The organism is Paenibacillus sp. OK060 (assembly GCF_900101205.1).
Classification (GTDB): Bacteria; Bacillota; Bacilli; order Paenibacillales; family Paenibacillaceae; genus Paenibacillus; species Paenibacillus marchantiae.
Genome location: NZ_FNFR01000012.1, coordinates 49,866 through 65,625, shown reverse-complemented (window position 1 = coordinate 65,625; position 15,760 = coordinate 49,866). Strand labels below are relative to the sequence as shown.

11 protein-coding genes are annotated in these 15,760 nt (G+C 47.9%); all 11 read left to right on the top strand.

Annotated elements, in window-relative coordinates; translation table 11 throughout:
- Window positions 1-131: 131 nt before the first annotated feature.
- On the top strand, window positions 132-2,918 hold the full coding sequence (locus BLS14_RS29475) for a glycoside hydrolase family 3 C-terminal domain-containing protein (RefSeq protein ID WP_090955363.1): 2,787 nt from the start codon (window positions 132-134) through the stop codon (window positions 2,916-2,918).
- A 101-nt stretch (window positions 2,919-3,019) separates the two neighbouring features.
- Window positions 3,020-3,208 carry a hypothetical protein gene (locus tag BLS14_RS29470; protein ID WP_024629467.1) on the top strand — a complete coding sequence of 63 codons (189 nt, stop codon included), beginning with the start codon at window positions 3,020-3,022 and terminating at the stop codon, window positions 3,206-3,208.
- Between the two features lie 187 nt (window positions 3,209-3,395).
- The gene (locus tag BLS14_RS32840; protein ID WP_157258557.1) at window positions 3,396-3,566 is read left to right on the top strand and encodes a hypothetical protein; all 171 of its coding nucleotides are present in this window, start codon (window positions 3,396-3,398) and stop codon (window positions 3,564-3,566) included.
- 116 nt (window positions 3,567-3,682) lie between these two features.
- Window positions 3,683-5,125 (top strand): alpha-L-fucosidase, encoded by a 1,443-nt coding sequence (locus BLS14_RS29465; RefSeq protein ID WP_256336745.1) that lies wholly within the window; start codon window positions 3,683-3,685, stop codon window positions 5,123-5,125.
- Between the two features lie 142 nt (window positions 5,126-5,267).
- On the top strand, window positions 5,268-6,134 hold the full coding sequence (locus BLS14_RS29460; RefSeq protein WP_090955361.1) for a sugar phosphate isomerase/epimerase family protein: 867 nt from the start codon (window positions 5,268-5,270) through the stop codon (window positions 6,132-6,134).
- A gap of 259 nt (window positions 6,135-6,393) precedes the next feature.
- Entirely contained in the window at window positions 6,394-7,452 is a 1,059-nt protein-coding gene (locus tag BLS14_RS29455; RefSeq protein ID WP_090955360.1) for a Gfo/Idh/MocA family protein, read from the top strand.
- A 459-nt stretch (window positions 7,453-7,911) separates the two neighbouring features.
- On the top strand, window positions 7,912-9,324 hold the full coding sequence (locus tag BLS14_RS29450; protein WP_090955358.1) for an alpha-L-fucosidase: 1,413 nt from the start codon (window positions 7,912-7,914) through the stop codon (window positions 9,322-9,324).
- 313 nt (window positions 9,325-9,637) lie between these two features.
- Window positions 9,638-10,618, top strand: coding sequence for an ABC transporter permease (locus BLS14_RS29445; RefSeq protein WP_090955356.1), 981 nt, complete (start codon window positions 9,638-9,640; stop codon window positions 10,616-10,618).
- Window positions 10,619-10,633: 15 nt separating this feature from the next.
- Window positions 10,634-11,542: a carbohydrate ABC transporter permease gene (locus BLS14_RS29440; RefSeq protein WP_231952803.1), complete on the top strand. Its 909-nt coding sequence runs from the start codon at window positions 10,634-10,636 to the stop codon at window positions 11,540-11,542.
- A 128-nt stretch (window positions 11,543-11,670) separates the two neighbouring features.
- Window positions 11,671-13,308 carry a type 2 periplasmic-binding domain-containing protein gene (locus tag BLS14_RS29435; protein WP_090955354.1) on the top strand — a complete coding sequence of 546 codons (1,638 nt, stop codon included), beginning with the start codon at window positions 11,671-11,673 and terminating at the stop codon, window positions 13,306-13,308.
- Between the two features lie 196 nt (window positions 13,309-13,504).
- Entirely contained in the window at window positions 13,505-15,727 is a 2,223-nt protein-coding gene (locus BLS14_RS29430; RefSeq protein ID WP_176854836.1) for a helix-turn-helix domain-containing protein, read from the top strand.
- The last annotated feature ends 33 nt before the right edge of the window (window positions 15,728-15,760 follow it).

The following is a 15,760-nucleotide window of genomic DNA, read 5'->3' as shown; positions in this document are numbered from 1 at the left end:
AAAACGTTTAACCTGATTTATTTTCTACTATAGAATCTGTTAATATGAGACTAGATACAAGTGAATCTACCAGATTAACGAATATATATAGTGATTCGTGGGTATGGAGATGACAATCAGGAGGGAAATCATTGAGCACACATCAAATCGGAGTTCCATTGGAAGGGTTTGCAGAGTTTAGCCGCACGGTTGCCGCTGAAGGCGCAGTGCTTTTGAAGAATGAAGGACAGGCTCTTCCGATTCGTAAAGACGAAAACGTTTCAGTGTTTGGACGGATTCAAGTCAACTATTATCGCAGTGGTACAGGCTCAGGCGGCAGCGTTCATGTGGCGTATACAACCAATTTGCTGGATGGTCTGCGTAGCAAAAAAGGACTTACAGTTAATGAAGAATTGGCAGCTGTCTATGAAAAATGGATTGAAGAAAACCCGTTTGATGACGGTGGAAAAGTATGGGCAGCAGAGCCTTGGAATCAGAAAGAAATGCCTTTAACGGATGAAGTGGTATCCCAAGCCAGAAGTAAATCCAGCAAAGCAATCGTGGTGATTGGACGAACAGCAGGCGAAGATCAGGATAATGTGGATGCACCAGGCAGCTACCGGTTGACGGAAGATGAGAAAGCGATGCTGAAGCAGGTCACGAATCATTTTGAACAAACGATCGTCGTGTTGAATGTATCGAACATCATGGACATGAGCTGGTTGAATGATGAAAGTTACGTTCATCCGATCCAAAGTGTCATTTACTCGTGGCATGGCGGTATGGAGGGTGGTAATGCGATCGCCGATGTACTGGCCGGAGACGTTACACCAAGTGGTAAATTGACCGATACGATTGCGTATTCCATTGAAGATTATCCTTCCACAAGCAATTACGGGAATGAGTTTAAGAACCTTTATCAAGAAGATATCTACGTAGGCTACCGTTATTTCGAAACGTTTCGACCTGAAAAAGTACAATTTGAATTTGGATACGGCTTGTCCTATACCACGTTCACAACCAAGGCAGAAGACGCAAAATTGATCTCCCAAGACGGAGAAAATAGCATTAAGGTGAATGTAACCGTAACCAATACGGGCACGACCTATGCCGGTAAAGAAGTAGTGCAGATCTATTATGAAGCCCCACAAGGTCAATTAGGGAAACCTGCAAAAGCTCTGGTGGCATTCGGCAAAACGAATCTGCTTCAGCCAGGTGAGTCTCAGCGCCTGACCGTGAGCTTCCCTGTGGATTCCATGGCTTCCTATGATGATGCTGGCGTAACAGGACATGCATCGGCGTATGTACTTGAGCCAGGAACATATCGTTTGTACGTAGGAACCAGTGTCAAAAATGTGGAGCATGTCAGCATTGATGGCCAAGATGGCTACGTCGTAGAAACGATTCAACTCGTGGAACAGCTCCAGGAGGCAATGGCACCGACTGAAGGCTTTACGAGAATGAAGCCGGGAGCGCGCAAAGAAGACGGATCTTACGAGCTGATTTTTGCAGATGTACCGACGCGCCAAGTATCCATGGCTGAACGAATTGAACAATGCTTACCGCAAACGCTGGAGCAAACGGGCAATCAGGGCTACAAGCTGAGAGATGTGAAGGATGGCAAAGTCAGCCTGGAAGCATTTATTGCCCAACTGAGTGATCAGGATCTGGCAGCCATTGTAAGAGGCGAAGGTATGAGCAGCCCGCTCGTTACATCGGGTACAGCTTCCGCATTTGGCGGCGTGAGTGACAGTCTGTTCAATTACGGAATCCCTGTTGCATGTACTGCAGATGGTCCATCCGGTATTCGTATGGATAGCGGGGAGAAGGCTACACAAGTTTCCATTGGAACTTTGCTGGCCGCAACATGGAATGCAGAACTCGTCGAAGAGCTGTATGTGATGGAAGGTCAGGAATTGCTGAGAAATCAGGTGGATGCATTGCTCGGGCCTGGATTGAATATTCGCCGGAGTCCGATGAATGGACGTAACTTTGAGTATTTCTCAGAAGATCCGTTGATTTCTGGTGTATTTGCTGCTGCTTGCACAAAAGGAATCATGAAGGGTGGCTCTAATGCTACACTGAAACATTTCGCCTGCAACAATCAGGAGAAACATCGCAGTAAAGTGGATGCTGTTGTATCTGAACGTGCATTGCGTGAGATCTATCTGAAAGGGTTCGAGATTGCCGTGAAAGAAGGCGGTGCGAACTCGATCATGACCTCCTACAATCCGATTAATGGACATTGGGCGGCTTCGAACTACGATCTGAACACGACCATTCTTCGTGGGGAGTGGGGCTTCCAAGGTATCGTGATGACCGACTGGTGGGCTATTATGAACGATGGCATTGAAGGTGGACCAGCAGATCGGAAAAACACCAACTGGATGGTTCGCGCTCAAAACGATCTGTACATGGTTGTACCTAACTATGGCGCAGAAATCAACGGCTGGGATGATAACACGATCGAATCTCTGGAAAATGGGACGTTGACACGCGGAGAGCTTCAGCGCTCGGCTATGAATATTTGTGAGTTCATCATGAATGCACCTGTCTTCTCCAGAAAACATGAGATTGTAGAGAATGTCGCTTCATTCCAAGCGAATGCTTCACTTTCCTCAGAGCAGGCACAAGTGCTGGCTAATGATGCACAGGTCAAACCCGTTGTGGGCGAACCTGTCTACATGAAAGTGGATGAAGCAGGTCAATATCGGATTATTGTACAGATTATGTCTCCTGAGCCGGAACTGGCTCAAAGTGCATGTAATGTGATTCTCAATGATCAATTGATGACGACCATTCAGACCAATGGTACTGAAGGTAAGTGGATCAGACAGAAACTTGTTAAAGTGGAGCTGGAAGCAGGCTTGTACGAATTGAAGCTGGACTTCACCAAACCAGGTCTGCAGATCGACTGGATCGAATTCAAACAAGTGTAACGCAGGATCGTCTGATCTGTTGTAACTGAACATGACGACTGTTATGATTGTGTTATGAGATCCGGAATTTCTGAACAATCTGGTCAGGAGTGTTGCGAAGGATGAGAAGGTATAATTTTTGGAGCCCCATTCTGCTGATTGCGGTTGCGCTGATTGTCAGAGGCCTGGTTACCAATCTGGGCGTTCTGTTCGGCATGTCGCATGATGCAGCAAGTAATATCGCAATTGTTGCCATGTTGATTGCTGCACTGATCATGTTTAATCGAATGACAAAGGCAAAGCGAAAATGAACATAATAATATTCGATATTGATCAAGAGAGAGGCACCCTTAGGGGTGTCTTTTTTGTGTATTGACGTTTCATTCATAACGTCTTAGACTGTTTATGAATAAAAAAATAACATTTTTATGATAACGAAAATAACAAATGTGATTACTCCAATGGCTAACCCATCATTTTCCGAAAGGAGACCCATTCATGAAGGTTATGGCGGCATGGTTTGCAGGCAAGCATGAAAAGGCAATGGATGTGGTGAGCAGGATGTGGGGACAGCAGGAGGGTTCGTGGATCGTTCCGCTGAGATTGGTAGAGTCTTCGTGGCACAGGGATCAAATTGCAATCAGGCAGCTGACTTTCAACGACAGATGAACATAATTAAGGACCGCTGGAGATGCTCTGCTCTGTCGGTCCTTTATGGCATTTGACGGAAAGCGGACAGAGAACCGGCATGAGAGGAGAGGAATCCAGTAAATACAACCGATTGGGTGAAGGCAGCAGCACAGGTCGTGCCATCAGAACGTCAGCTGAAATGGCAGGAGATGGAGTTCTATGCATTTATTCATTTTACCATGAATACGTTTACAGATCAGGAGTGGGGAACGGGGAATGAAGATCCCGATATCTTTAACCCTTCTCATCTGAGTGCCCGGCAATGGGTTCAGGCGTGCAAATCTGCCGGTATGACCGGATTAATTCTCACATGCAAGCATCACGACGGGTTTTGTTTGTGGCCAAGCCAGTACACGAAACATACGGTAGCCGCCAGCCCTTGGCGAAATGGTACGGGTGATCTGGTGAAAGAAGTTGCCGATGCCTGCCGTGAAGGCGGGTTGAAGTTCGGTATCTATCTGTCTCCTTGGGACCGTCATGAAGCATCCTACGGAGATTCAGAGCGATACAACGAATTTTTCAAAAATCAGCTACGTGAGCTGTTAACCCAATATGGTGAACTTTTCTGCGTGTGGTTCGACGGAGCTTGCGGAGAGGGGCCGAATGGGAAAAGGCAGGTCTACGATTGGGATTCCTATTATGCGCTGATCCGGGAGTTGCAGCCAGAGACTGTAATCTCGGTATGTGGACCGGATGTTCGCTGGTGCGGCAATGAGGCAGGTCATACCCGGACTTCGGAATGGAGCGTCGTACCTGCCTACTTGCAAGATAATGAGAAGATCCAGGAGCAATCGCAGCAGGTGGATGATGGTGAGTTTGCCAGCAGAATTAATACACAGGATGCCGATTTGGGGAGTCGGGAAGTGATCCGGCAACATGAGGGCAAGCTCATCTGGTATCCCGCAGAAGTGAATACATCCATCCGTCCGGGTTGGTTCTATCATGCAAGCGAGGACGATCAAGTCAAATCGCTGGAGGAACTGCTTGGCATCTATGATGGAGCGGTTGGCGGCAACGCCAATTTTCTACTAAACCTTCCACCAGATCGACGCGGCCTTATTCACGAACAGGATATTGAGCGGCTGCAGCAACTCGGAGACTTTTTGCGCAGTACTTATCGACAAAGTCTAGCTGTTGGGGCGAGAATTCAGGCATCGGATACCATGGGTGATGAACATGTGGCTACCCAGGTATTGCTTGAGGAATCTGATACGTTCTGGTGCCCATCTGAAGGAACTGAACTGGCTTGGCTGGAAGTAGAGCTGCCGGAGGAAAAGCGGTTCGACCGAGTTGTTCTCATGGAGCATATCCGTTCAGGCCAACGAATTGAGCGGTTTACGCTGGAGGCAAAGGGTGAGGGTGGGGATTGGCAGGAGCTGTATCGCGGCACGATTGTTGGTCATAAACGAATCTGTAGTTTCGAACCTTTTACCGCCAGAACTATTCGTCTGACCATTCATGAATCCAGATGGTATCCAACGTTGTCCTGGCTGGGTGTATATCTGAGCAAACAAGAGGTGCATGAAGCTGGCGATTGAGCCGTAACATTTGTAGATAAGCCGATTTTGGATTCATCCCATGGAAAATAGAGTAGCAAACGATTATTGGTAATTGTATGATCTTATGGAAAAAGGTATATGTGAGGTAGAGCCACACACCAGCAGGAGAGGATGAGAGGATATGAAAGTAGGACTCAGCACATACAGTTTGCAACAGGCATTGGATGCCAAGGAACTGACTGTACCCGACGCCATCCGTTACATCGCCGAGCAGGGCGGAGAACATGTGGAGATTGTTCCGATCGGGTACAGCCTGATCGACCAACCGGAATTAATTGACCAGATTCGAGAGGCTGCGCAAGACGTGGGAATTGATATTTCCAATTACGCAATAGGTGCCAACTTCGTTACTAGAGAAGGCCCGGATGCACTTGAAAATGAGATTGCTACTGTCATGAAGCATGTGGATGTCGCTGCCGCACTTGGCGTTACTAGAATGCGCCATGATGTTGCGTTTCGTCCTGCACAGGAGGGCACTGTCGCTCAGTTTGAGGCGGATCTGCCTGTTCTGGTGAAGGCCTGTCAGCGAATTGCCGATTACGCAGCGAGTCACGGCATTACCACAAGTGTGGAGAATCATGGTTACTATGTGCAGTCCAGTGAGCGAGTCCGGCGGTTGGTGCATGAGACGGCACGTGAGAACTTCAAGACAACGCTGGATATCGGCAACTTCCTGTGTGTGGATGAAGACCCGGTTAGCGCTGTTAAAAACAACATTCCTTATGCATCCATGGTGCACGCCAAAGATTTCTATCGGAGACCTTCCTACCGTAATCCCGGAGAGGGCTGGTTCCAGACCGCACACGGCAATTACCTGCGCGGAGCGATTGTGGGTCACGGGGATATCGACATGCCGGAAGTATTCCGTGTGTTGAAGCAGTCCGGTTACGACGGATACATCTCTGTAGAATTTGAAGGTATGGAAAATTGCAAAACAGCATCCCGAATCGCGATGGATAACGTCCGCCGCTTCTGGGAGGAAGTATAAGCAGCTACTTACTACTATATAAGTGGAATCAATTTTTATATGTAAGGCTGAAGTAACAGAGGTGAAGTTTGGAACTGTAGGAGCGGTAGCGTCCGCCTTTGTCTGCGGATTTCAACTGCTGAGAGCAGTTGATACAAGAAATCTGTAGACAACAGCGGCCGAAAGTCCAAACATTCACCGTAGTTACGTTAAGCCGATTATCATATGTTTTGAATCAACTGATATGACCATCATTCAACTTATTATGGAGGGAAAATCCATGTCCAAACTTAAAATTGCCGTTATCGGTGCAGGTTCAATTTCCGATTTTCATTTACAAGCGTATGACAGTAATCCCGAAGTTGAAATATACGCTATATGCGACCTGAATGAAGCACGTGCCCAGGAAGCGGCGAAAAAATATAACGCTACCCATGTATTCACCGATTATAAGGAACTCCTGGCACTACCTGAAATCCATTCGGTCAGCATCTGTACCTGGAATGATACACATGCCGAGATCAGCATTGCTGCTCTGGATGCTGGTAAAAACGTACTTTGCGAGAAGCCGCTCTGTCAGACGGTAGAAGATGCGTTGGAAGTGGAGAAGGCTGTTCATCGCAGTGGAAAGCTGCTTCAAGTTGGCTTTGTACGCCGTTATAGCGACAATGCGCAGATCCTGAAGAAGTTCATTGATGAAGGTGAGCTGGGAGAGATCTACTATGCCAAGGCATCCTGTCTGCGGCGTTTGGGCAATCCGGGTGGATGGTTTGCAGATGTGGAGCGTTCTGGCGGGGGCCCGTTGATCGATATTGGCGTGCACATTATTGATATCTCCTGGTACCTGATGGGCAAACCGAAAGTGAAAACCGTTTCTGCGAATGTCTCCAATCGATTGGGTAACCGTGCCAATATCCGTAATTTGTCATTTTACCAGGCTGCGGATTATGATGCGAACAAAAACACCGTGGAGGATATGGCTAATGCGTTGATTCGTTTCGAGAACGGGGCAAGCCTGCTGGTGGATGTAAGCTTCACACTGCACGCGAAGCAGGATGAAACTTCGGTCAGACTCTATGGCGATAAAGGTGGCGCTGAACTGGAACCGGAAATTTCACTGATCGGTGAGAAATTCGATACCATTTTGAACATGACGCCGCAGGTGGATTTCAAATCCCTTGATTTCGCAGGTTCATTCCGTAATGAAGTCAATCATTTTATCGACAGTGCCCAAGGGCGCAAAGAGACACTAAGCCCCGTTGAGGATGGCGTTGAAATCATGAAAATCCTTTGTGCCATCTACGAGTCCGCACGTGAAGGACGCGAAATTTCACTGTAGATATGGTGTTGCGATCCGAAAATGGCAACGCCACTCGAAGTAGTGAGGTCTAACAAGTCTATACTTGTTGAACCAAACATTTCGCCAAAACGGAGTTAGAACCAATCTGAAGAATGCACTGCAATCGAAATGACTGGGCTTATAGGTCTTTATAAGTTGAAACTGAACGTTTAAGCCAAAACGGAGAGTGCAGAACCAATCTGAAGAATGCACTGCTATCGAAATGACTGGGCTTAATATGTCTTTCTTAGTTGAACGAAACATTTACACAATAACGGAGAGGGCAGAACGAATCTGAAGAAGCGAAGCGCTCGCCTTTATCCCCGGATTTTCCCCTTAGGAAAGGGAATCGAAAAAATCTGGGGATAACAGCGATCGGAAGATTGTTTTGACCGCGCAGTGACCTGTGTAAAGCTACCTTTTCAACGTATGACATCCAATCCGAAGGAGATGAACGGGATGAGCGAAACCAAAGATACGGTGCTGGAACAGGAAGAACAGGTCGTCGAAGCTGGGGTGCATAACTTTAGCAAAGAAGAGGAATGGGTGAAGCCTGAAGATCCGTTGCTGAATGAACGTCTGGAGTGGTTCAAGGATCAGAAGCTGGGGCTGATGATGCATTGGGGTCCCTATTCCCAACTTGGACTCGTGGAGTCCTGGGCGCTAAGTGATGAGGATGGCGATTGGTCGCGCAATGATATCGACTGGACTGACGACATGGAGCATTTCAAGCAAGAATACTTTGATCTCAACAAAACCTTCAATCCCATTCGCTTTCAGCCTGAAGAGTGGGCACAGATGGCCGCTGATAACGGGTTCAAATATTTCCTGTTCACCACCAAACATCATGATGGTTTCTGCATGTGGGATACACATACCACCGATTATCGCATCACGGGCAAGGATACTCCTTTTCACACTCATAAGTATGCGGACATTTGCCGGGCGCTTTTTGACGCTTTTCGTGCCAAGGGGCTTGGGATCTCAGCTTACTTCTCCAAAGCGGACTGGCATACGCCATATTACTGGACACCTGGCATGGAGCGGGGAAGCCATATGTGGCGTGGACCATCCTATGACCCGAAAGCGTATCCATGGCTGTGGGAGAAATTCGTGGAGTTCACGCATGAGCAAATTATGGAACTGCTGACCAACTACGGACGAATCGAATGTCTGTGGCTGGATGCAGGCTGGGTACGTGAAGGACGCCACGGTCAGGATATTCGATTGGGCGAAGTGGTGGAGCGGGCGCGTCAGACAACACAGCCGTGGCTCCTCGCAGCAGATCGCACAGTAGGTGGACCGTATGAGAATATCGTAACTCCGGAACAGACCATCCCTGAGCATCCAATGAATATTCCTTGGGAGAGCTGCATCACGGTGGGCAATTCCTTTGCGTTTGGATATGATGATCAGTATAAATCAGCAAGACAGCTGGCGCATATTCTGCTTGAGGTAGTATCCAAGGGCGGTAATTTGGCGCTGAATGTGGGGCCACAACCGGACGGGCGTCTTCCAAAAGGGGCAGTGCGAAGCATTAAAGCCCTCGGAGAATGGATCGGTACTCACGGGGAGGGCATCTATGGTACGCGGATTTGCGGACCATACTTCACAGGAGAGTGGGCCTTTACACGTAAGGAAGATCTCAACGTATCGTATGCCTTCCGTCTGTACAGAAGCGAGAACGAGGCAGTACAATCACAGGTAATCATTCCATATGTGGAAAAGGTGGAGCGAATTGAATTCGTCGGCACAGATGATGTGCTGTCATTCCAACGGACAGAAGATGGACTTGCTGTAGAGTTGCCGCAAGCGGTAGTTACAGAAGTAGCACCTATCACGCTGACGTTCAGATTGTTCACAAACCAATAAATCTATACTTCAAATCCCGGGGGACTTTTAAAGTCCCCCGGGATTTTTTGGGTTGGTGATTTTTGCGATATACCTATCCTAAAGGACGATTTTCCCTTGTCCGGCAAGGGTTTTGGGAATAAGGAGAGGTGGGAGAAAATTGCAAATTGATAAAAGAACACCGCTCAAGGTACTATCGATTTAAGAAAGCGTTACCTGACATTAATCTTCACACGGATGACACTATTACAGAAAAAAGAGTCAAAGAAAAGGATGTTTAAGGGATGTAAATGTAATGTATTATTACACTTAAGGTGTAGAAGGAGTGACGCGAATGAGTCGAGCTACGGAAAGCATACCTGCACCGGTGGAGTTCCAGCAAGGAAGGAATGACGCAGAGCCCAAGCGACAGCATCCATTTATCAGAAGCCTAAAAAAGCATTGGGAGCTCTATCTACTGGTGCTTCCTCCCGTATTGTATCTATTGATCTTCAAGTACATTCCAATGGTCGGTGTACAGATTGCCTTCAAAGACTTCAGTGTCGTCAAAGGAATCTGGGGCAGCCCATGGGTTGGACTGAAACACTTTGAAGCCTTTTTTGAATCCCCAAACTTCTGGCTGCTGATCAAAAATACGATTGGGATCAGTTTCTACTCGTTACTCGCCGGATTTCCCATTCCGATCCTGCTGGCGCTCGCGCTGAATGAGATCCGAACAGGTTACTTTAAAAAGACCGTCCAGATGGTCACGTACGCTCCGCATTTTATCTCCACAGTCGTTATGGTATCCATTATCATTCTGATGCTGTCACCGCATGTGGGTGTTGTAGACAAGCTATTTACCTTCCTGGGTTTCCCGATGACCAACTTTATGGGCATTCCCGAATACTTCAAATCCATCTATGTGTGGTCGGGTGTCTGGCAAGGCATGGGCTATTCATCGATCATTTATATCGCGGCTCTCGCTGGGGTTGATCCATCCCTCTATGAGGCAGCGAAGATGGACGGCGCTTCAAGGCTTCGGAAAATTTGGCATATCGATCTTCCAACGCTCGTACCGGTCACCGTCATCATGCTGATTCTGAGTTTGGGCAGCATTATGGGCGTGGGCTTTGAAAAAATATATCTAATGCAGAATCCGCTCAACACGAGTGCTTCGGAAGTCATCTCCACGTATGTGTACAAGGTCGGTCTGATCGGGGCCAACTTCAGCTTCTCCTCGGCGGTAGGATTGTTCAACTCCGTTATCAACCTGATCCTGCTGGTTATCGTCAACGGCATTTCCCGCAAAGTATCCCAGAACAGCTTGTGGTAAAGGAGGAGCTCATCCATGTTTAACCTGATGAATCGTAACCGGATCAAGGACCCGCTCGGTGACCGTATCTTCATGACATTCAACTATATCTTTCTGTTCGCCATACTTCTAACAGTGTTTTACCCGCTCTTGTATATCATCAGTTCTTCGTTCAGCTCCTCGCGTGCCGTTACATCCGGTCAGGTGTGGCTGTTCCCGGTAGACTTTAACATCAAGGCCTATATCTCCATTTTCAAAAGCCAGCAGCTCATGCTTGGTTTCTACAACACGATCATCTATACCGTTGTAGGCACATTTATCAATGTGGCGCTAACGGTCATGCTCGCGTATCCGCTATCGCGCAAGTCGTTTTACGGACGGGGTGCCATCATTATTTTCATGATGATCACGATGTTCTTTGATGGCGGTCTGATTCCAACCTATCTCTTGATGAAAGACCTTCATCTGCTGGATACACGCTGGGCGATGTGGCTGCCAGGGGCGCTCGCAGTGTTCCAAGTTATCGTAGCGAGAACCTTCTTCCAATCTTCCATCCCGGAAGAGCTGGGGGAGGCGGCGGAAATGGACGGATGTCGGGACATCCGGTATTTGATCAGCGTAGTTCTTCCGTTATCAAAGCCGATTCTGGCGGTCATGACCCTGATGTATGCGGTGGGCCACTGGAATGCGTACTTTGATGCCCTGATCTATCTTCGTTCCGAGAAGCTGTTCCCACTCCAGTATGTGCTGCGCAATCTGCTAATTCTAAACGCCGCAGACCCAGCAATGTTGGCCAATACGAGCCAGCAGCTAAGAGATCAGGGGTTCGAGCAGGTCCTGAAATACGCACTGATCGTAGTTGCCAGTATTCCTATTCTCATCATGTACCCGTTTGTGCAGAAGCATTTTGTTAAAGGGGTTATGGTTGGCTCGCTCAAAGGATGATCTTTGTCATCTGCGTCCGTTACGTCACTTGAAAGGAGGTGGGGGAACACTCCGGCTTCCGGGATAAGGTTTAACACGAGTACGCAATCAGAATGTTATGCCGTTTTCAACAAAAAGGAGGAGTCAGATTGAAAAAATCTTGGATTTCGATGTTGTTTCTGGTCTTTGCTTCGATGGCTTTGTTGTCCGCATGTGGTTCATCCGAGGATGCGGGTACAGGGAGCGACGGTAGCGGGGAGAGCGGTGGCCCGGTAACGATGACCTTCTTTGCCCCACAAGGTAAAGCGTCCATGGAAGAAAATGAGTTCACCAAATTTATCGAAGACAAGTTCGATGTTACCCTGAAATGGGATCTGGCCCCGACGGACGCTCTGCAAGACCGCAGACAGTTGCTGCTGGCGAGTGGGGATTATCCCGAAGTGTTCCTCCATGGCAAGTTCACGACCTCAGACCTTCAAACATACGGAAAACAGGGCGTGTTCCTCCCGCTGCAGGATCTGATCAAGCAGTACGGTCCGAACCTGTCCAAGATGATGGAGGAGAAGCCGTACTTCAAAGAAGCGGTAACTGCGCCGGATGGCAACATCTACGCTCTGCCGATTTTCAATGAATGTTACCACTGTACGTACGCTCAGAAATACTGGATTAACACCGAGTGGCTGGACAATCTGGGTCTCAAAATGCCTACCACGACAGAAGAACTCTACACGGTTCTGAAGGCGTTCAAGGAACAAGACCCGAATGGCAACGGCAAAGCCGATGAGATTCCACTCACGGGTGCACCCAACAAGTACGTGTGGAACGGCAACATCGATGCCTATTTAATGAACAGCTTTATCTATAATGACAACGATAAATATCTGATCGTGAATGATGGCAAGGTTGATTTTGCAGCGAATAAGGAAGAGTGGAAAAAAGGGCTGGAGTACATGCATAAGCTGTATGCAGAAGGCCTGATTGATCCGGCTTCCTTCACACAGAACGATCAGGCAATCGGGCAGTTGGGTAACAAGGAAGGCGATGAAGTGGTCGGCTCCATTACGACAGCGCTGGTCAGCTACCTCGTGAACACATATGACAAAGATATCACCCGCCACCAGCACTGGGACATCGTGCCTCCACTGAAAGGGCCAGATGGTGTGCAGACGACAGGCGCTACGCAAAGCGTAGGTGAGTTTGAGTTCGCCATCACCAATAAAGCGACCGAAGCACAACAGATCGCCGCGATCAAAATTGTAGATTATATGTTCAGTGAAGAAGGCGCTTTATATGCAGAGTACGGGCCGACCGAAGGAAAAGGCTGGAAGAAGGCGGATGCCGATGAGAAAAACATCAATGGTGAGCCTGCCAAATACAGCTACTACAACCTGCCTGAGCGTGACCCAAATGTTGTAGTCAACGAGAGTTGGTCACAGATCGGAGCACATGACTTGTCCAATACGTTCCGGAATCTTTTTGCAGAAGGTCAGAACCCACTGGAAGCGGAGGGTTACGGTACACGTCTAGCGCAAGCAACCAATGTATATGAACCTTATGCGCCAAAAGAAGTCTATCCTGCGAACGTATTTATCCGTCCTGAAGATACAGAAACCGCTGCGCAGCTCACGACAGCCGTCAAGGATTACGTGATGACCAATATGGCTCAATTCATTATCGGCAGCAAGAGCATCGATAAGGAATGGGAAGCGTACGTGAAAGGTTTTGATGGTCTGGGACTCAGCAATTACCTTGAGATTTACCAGCGTGCGATTGAGAAGAATCAATAAAGATTAATGGATTCATGAATGAGGCTGTCCCGATGCCAACACAGGAATCGGGACGGTCTTCTCCTTTTGACTACCCCACTTCATTCGATATAATTTACTGAATATTTATGGAAACTTAGCGACCAGATTGGCGCGGTTGTCATTCTAACTTATGCAAAATGCTCATGCGTATAAACAGTGGTGGGGGGCCTCGGAGATGAACAACAGTTGGTTTAGACGTTTGCTGCTTTCGTATTTGCCTGTTTTTTTTATCGTGACCACAATCCTGTTTATTATCTTCTTTCAGGTATTTAATGAACAGAACCGGAGAGAAGCACTCAAGGCCAATGAATTTCTGGCGTCACAGGTAACGCAATATTTGGACAATTCACTACGCTCCATCGACTTCAAGGTGCTGCGTGATATTTTGACCAATCCCAACCTGAAAAATTATTATTCGGTAACCGGAAGCGAGGATGTGTATGCCGGAATTCAAGCAGTCCAGGTTATTGATGAATTAAAAATAGAGTATCCGCTGATTGATTCCATATATCTGGTGAGATACAACGACGATACGGTATTCAGCAACGGCAAGGCAGTGCCGATTGAGGAATTCCCGGATGCAGCGTTTATTAAAGACAGTCGTGCTGCGGCAACGCAAAAGTGGGTGGGGGCGAGATCCTTTAAGGCATTCCCGACAGAGGAAGGAAAACAGGTCATTACACTCATTCGCGGTGTCGGAAACGGCACGGGTCTTGTGGTTGTTAACGTCGATCTGCCGACCTTGCAGAAATCCATCATGCAGATGTATGACCCTGAATTCACCTTCGTGAATATCTTCAATCGCTCGGGTGGCAATCTGTGGGACGGAGGAATTCAGGATGGAATTACAGCGGTTTCTCCCAAAACAGACTCAGGTGAAGTATTCTCCGAGTTTACATCCAGCTACAGCGGCTGGAAGGTACAGACGGGACTGAATAATGGCAAGATCGTCAAATTTGCCCTGAAATTTTATAATATCTGGTTTGTTTTTGCCGTTGCAGTTGTCCTGATTGGTGTGGTGTGGGTGATCTATGTGACACGGAGAAATTACAAGCCCATCCAGCAGATTGTCACGTTGATTGAGACGGTGGCTTCGCAGAAACAGTCAGGGGCGGGTTATACGAAGGATAACGAGTTCCGTTTTATCCAGACTACGCTGGAGCGAATGATTGATCAAACCAAGCAATATCAGGAGGAGCATGAAGAGAACCTGATTTTGCAGAAGAAATATTTCTTTCAGGAGCTGCTGGAGGGTACGCGGGACTTTACTGGAAATGAACTGACAGCGGAGATGAGCAGGTTCAAGCTCCCGCAGTTAGAGGATCGATGGGCTGTAATGGTGGTGGAGATTGATCAGTATTCACGGTTCATGGAGGAGTACCACAATCAGGATCAATCCCTTCTGAAATTCGTGTTATCCAGCATTCTGCAGGAGAGTGCAAGGCACGAGGGCACCGAAGTGTGGGCAGAGTGGATATCGGATCAGCGTCTGTATGCCATACTCTGGATTCCCGAAATGGAGAAAGGTGAGGAAACCGAGCAGAGACTGCTCTCCGGTTATCTTGACAGGGTTGGGCAGTATTTGAACTTCACCGTAACCATTGGTATTGGAAGAGTGGCAGTGGATGTCCGTGGTCTGAGAGCTTCGCTGAAGGAGGCGGTGCATGCCTTGGAATACAAGGCTGTGCTCGGCATGAATCGGATCATTCCATGCGGGGAGGTACCGAGCTCAACCAATGATGTGTATGAGTTCCTGAAGACGATCTCTTTGCTGGTGCAGGCGATGCGACTCTCGGAAGATGTGTGGGAGAAGCATTTTGATCGCTTGTTCGAACAGATCCATGAATCCGTGCTCTCCCGCCAGGAGATTATGAATACGGTCCAATTGCTGTTCCAGCACTATAACCGGGAGTTCGCAGAACTTCCACGAGAGTATCAGGAGCGATGGGCATCTGTATTTACACCACTTCTTCCTAGGTTGGAAGGTTGGGAGACGTTGGATGATTTACGCGCGCTGTGCTGGGAGGGTTTCCGTGAGCTGGCTGATGAGATGCAGACGCTTCATTGCTCCAGAAAACATCGATCTCATATTCTTGAAATTCGCAAGTATATTGAACAGAACTACAACAACCCCGAGTTGTCGCTGAATTATCTAAGTGATCTATTTGATATCAATCCGAAATATTTAAGCAAGCTGTTTAAGGACGAAATTGGTGAGAAGTTCGTGGATCTTCTGATTAGTCACCGTATTGAGAAGGCGAAGCAGCTCATGCTGGAGACGGATAAGGCCATTCAGGAGATCAGTGAGGAAGTTGGGTATACGAATTACAATTCCTTCAATCGGGCGTTCAAGAATGTGGTGGGTGTAGCGCCTAGCGACTACAGAAAAGCCATGTGAGCCCATGCACCAGACTAAGCCGAACTCATAAGG

Excerpts from the sequence above, each read along its gene's own strand:
- BLS14_RS29470 (WP_024629467.1), top strand. The coding sequence starts at position 3,020 with ATGAGAAGGTATAATTTTTGGAGCCCCATTCTGCTGATTGCGGTTGCG.
- BLS14_RS32840 (WP_157258557.1), top strand. The coding sequence starts at position 3,396 with ATGAAGGTTATGGCGGCATGGTTTGCAGGCAAGCATGAAAAGGCAATG.
- BLS14_RS29460 (WP_090955361.1), top strand. The coding sequence starts at position 5,268 with ATGAAAGTAGGACTCAGCACATACAGTTTGCAACAGGCATTGGATGCC.
- BLS14_RS29455 (WP_090955360.1), top strand. The coding sequence starts at position 6,394 with ATGTCCAAACTTAAAATTGCCGTTATCGGTGCAGGTTCAATTTCCGAT.
- BLS14_RS29450 (WP_090955358.1), top strand. The coding sequence starts at position 7,912 with ATGAGCGAAACCAAAGATACGGTGCTGGAACAGGAAGAACAGGTCGTC.
- BLS14_RS29445 (WP_090955356.1), top strand. The coding sequence starts at position 9,638 with ATGAGTCGAGCTACGGAAAGCATACCTGCACCGGTGGAGTTCCAGCAA.
- BLS14_RS29440 (WP_231952803.1), top strand. The coding sequence starts at position 10,634 with ATGTTTAACCTGATGAATCGTAACCGGATCAAGGACCCGCTCGGTGAC.
- BLS14_RS29430 (WP_176854836.1), top strand. The coding sequence starts at position 13,505 with ATGAACAACAGTTGGTTTAGACGTTTGCTGCTTTCGTATTTGCCTGTT.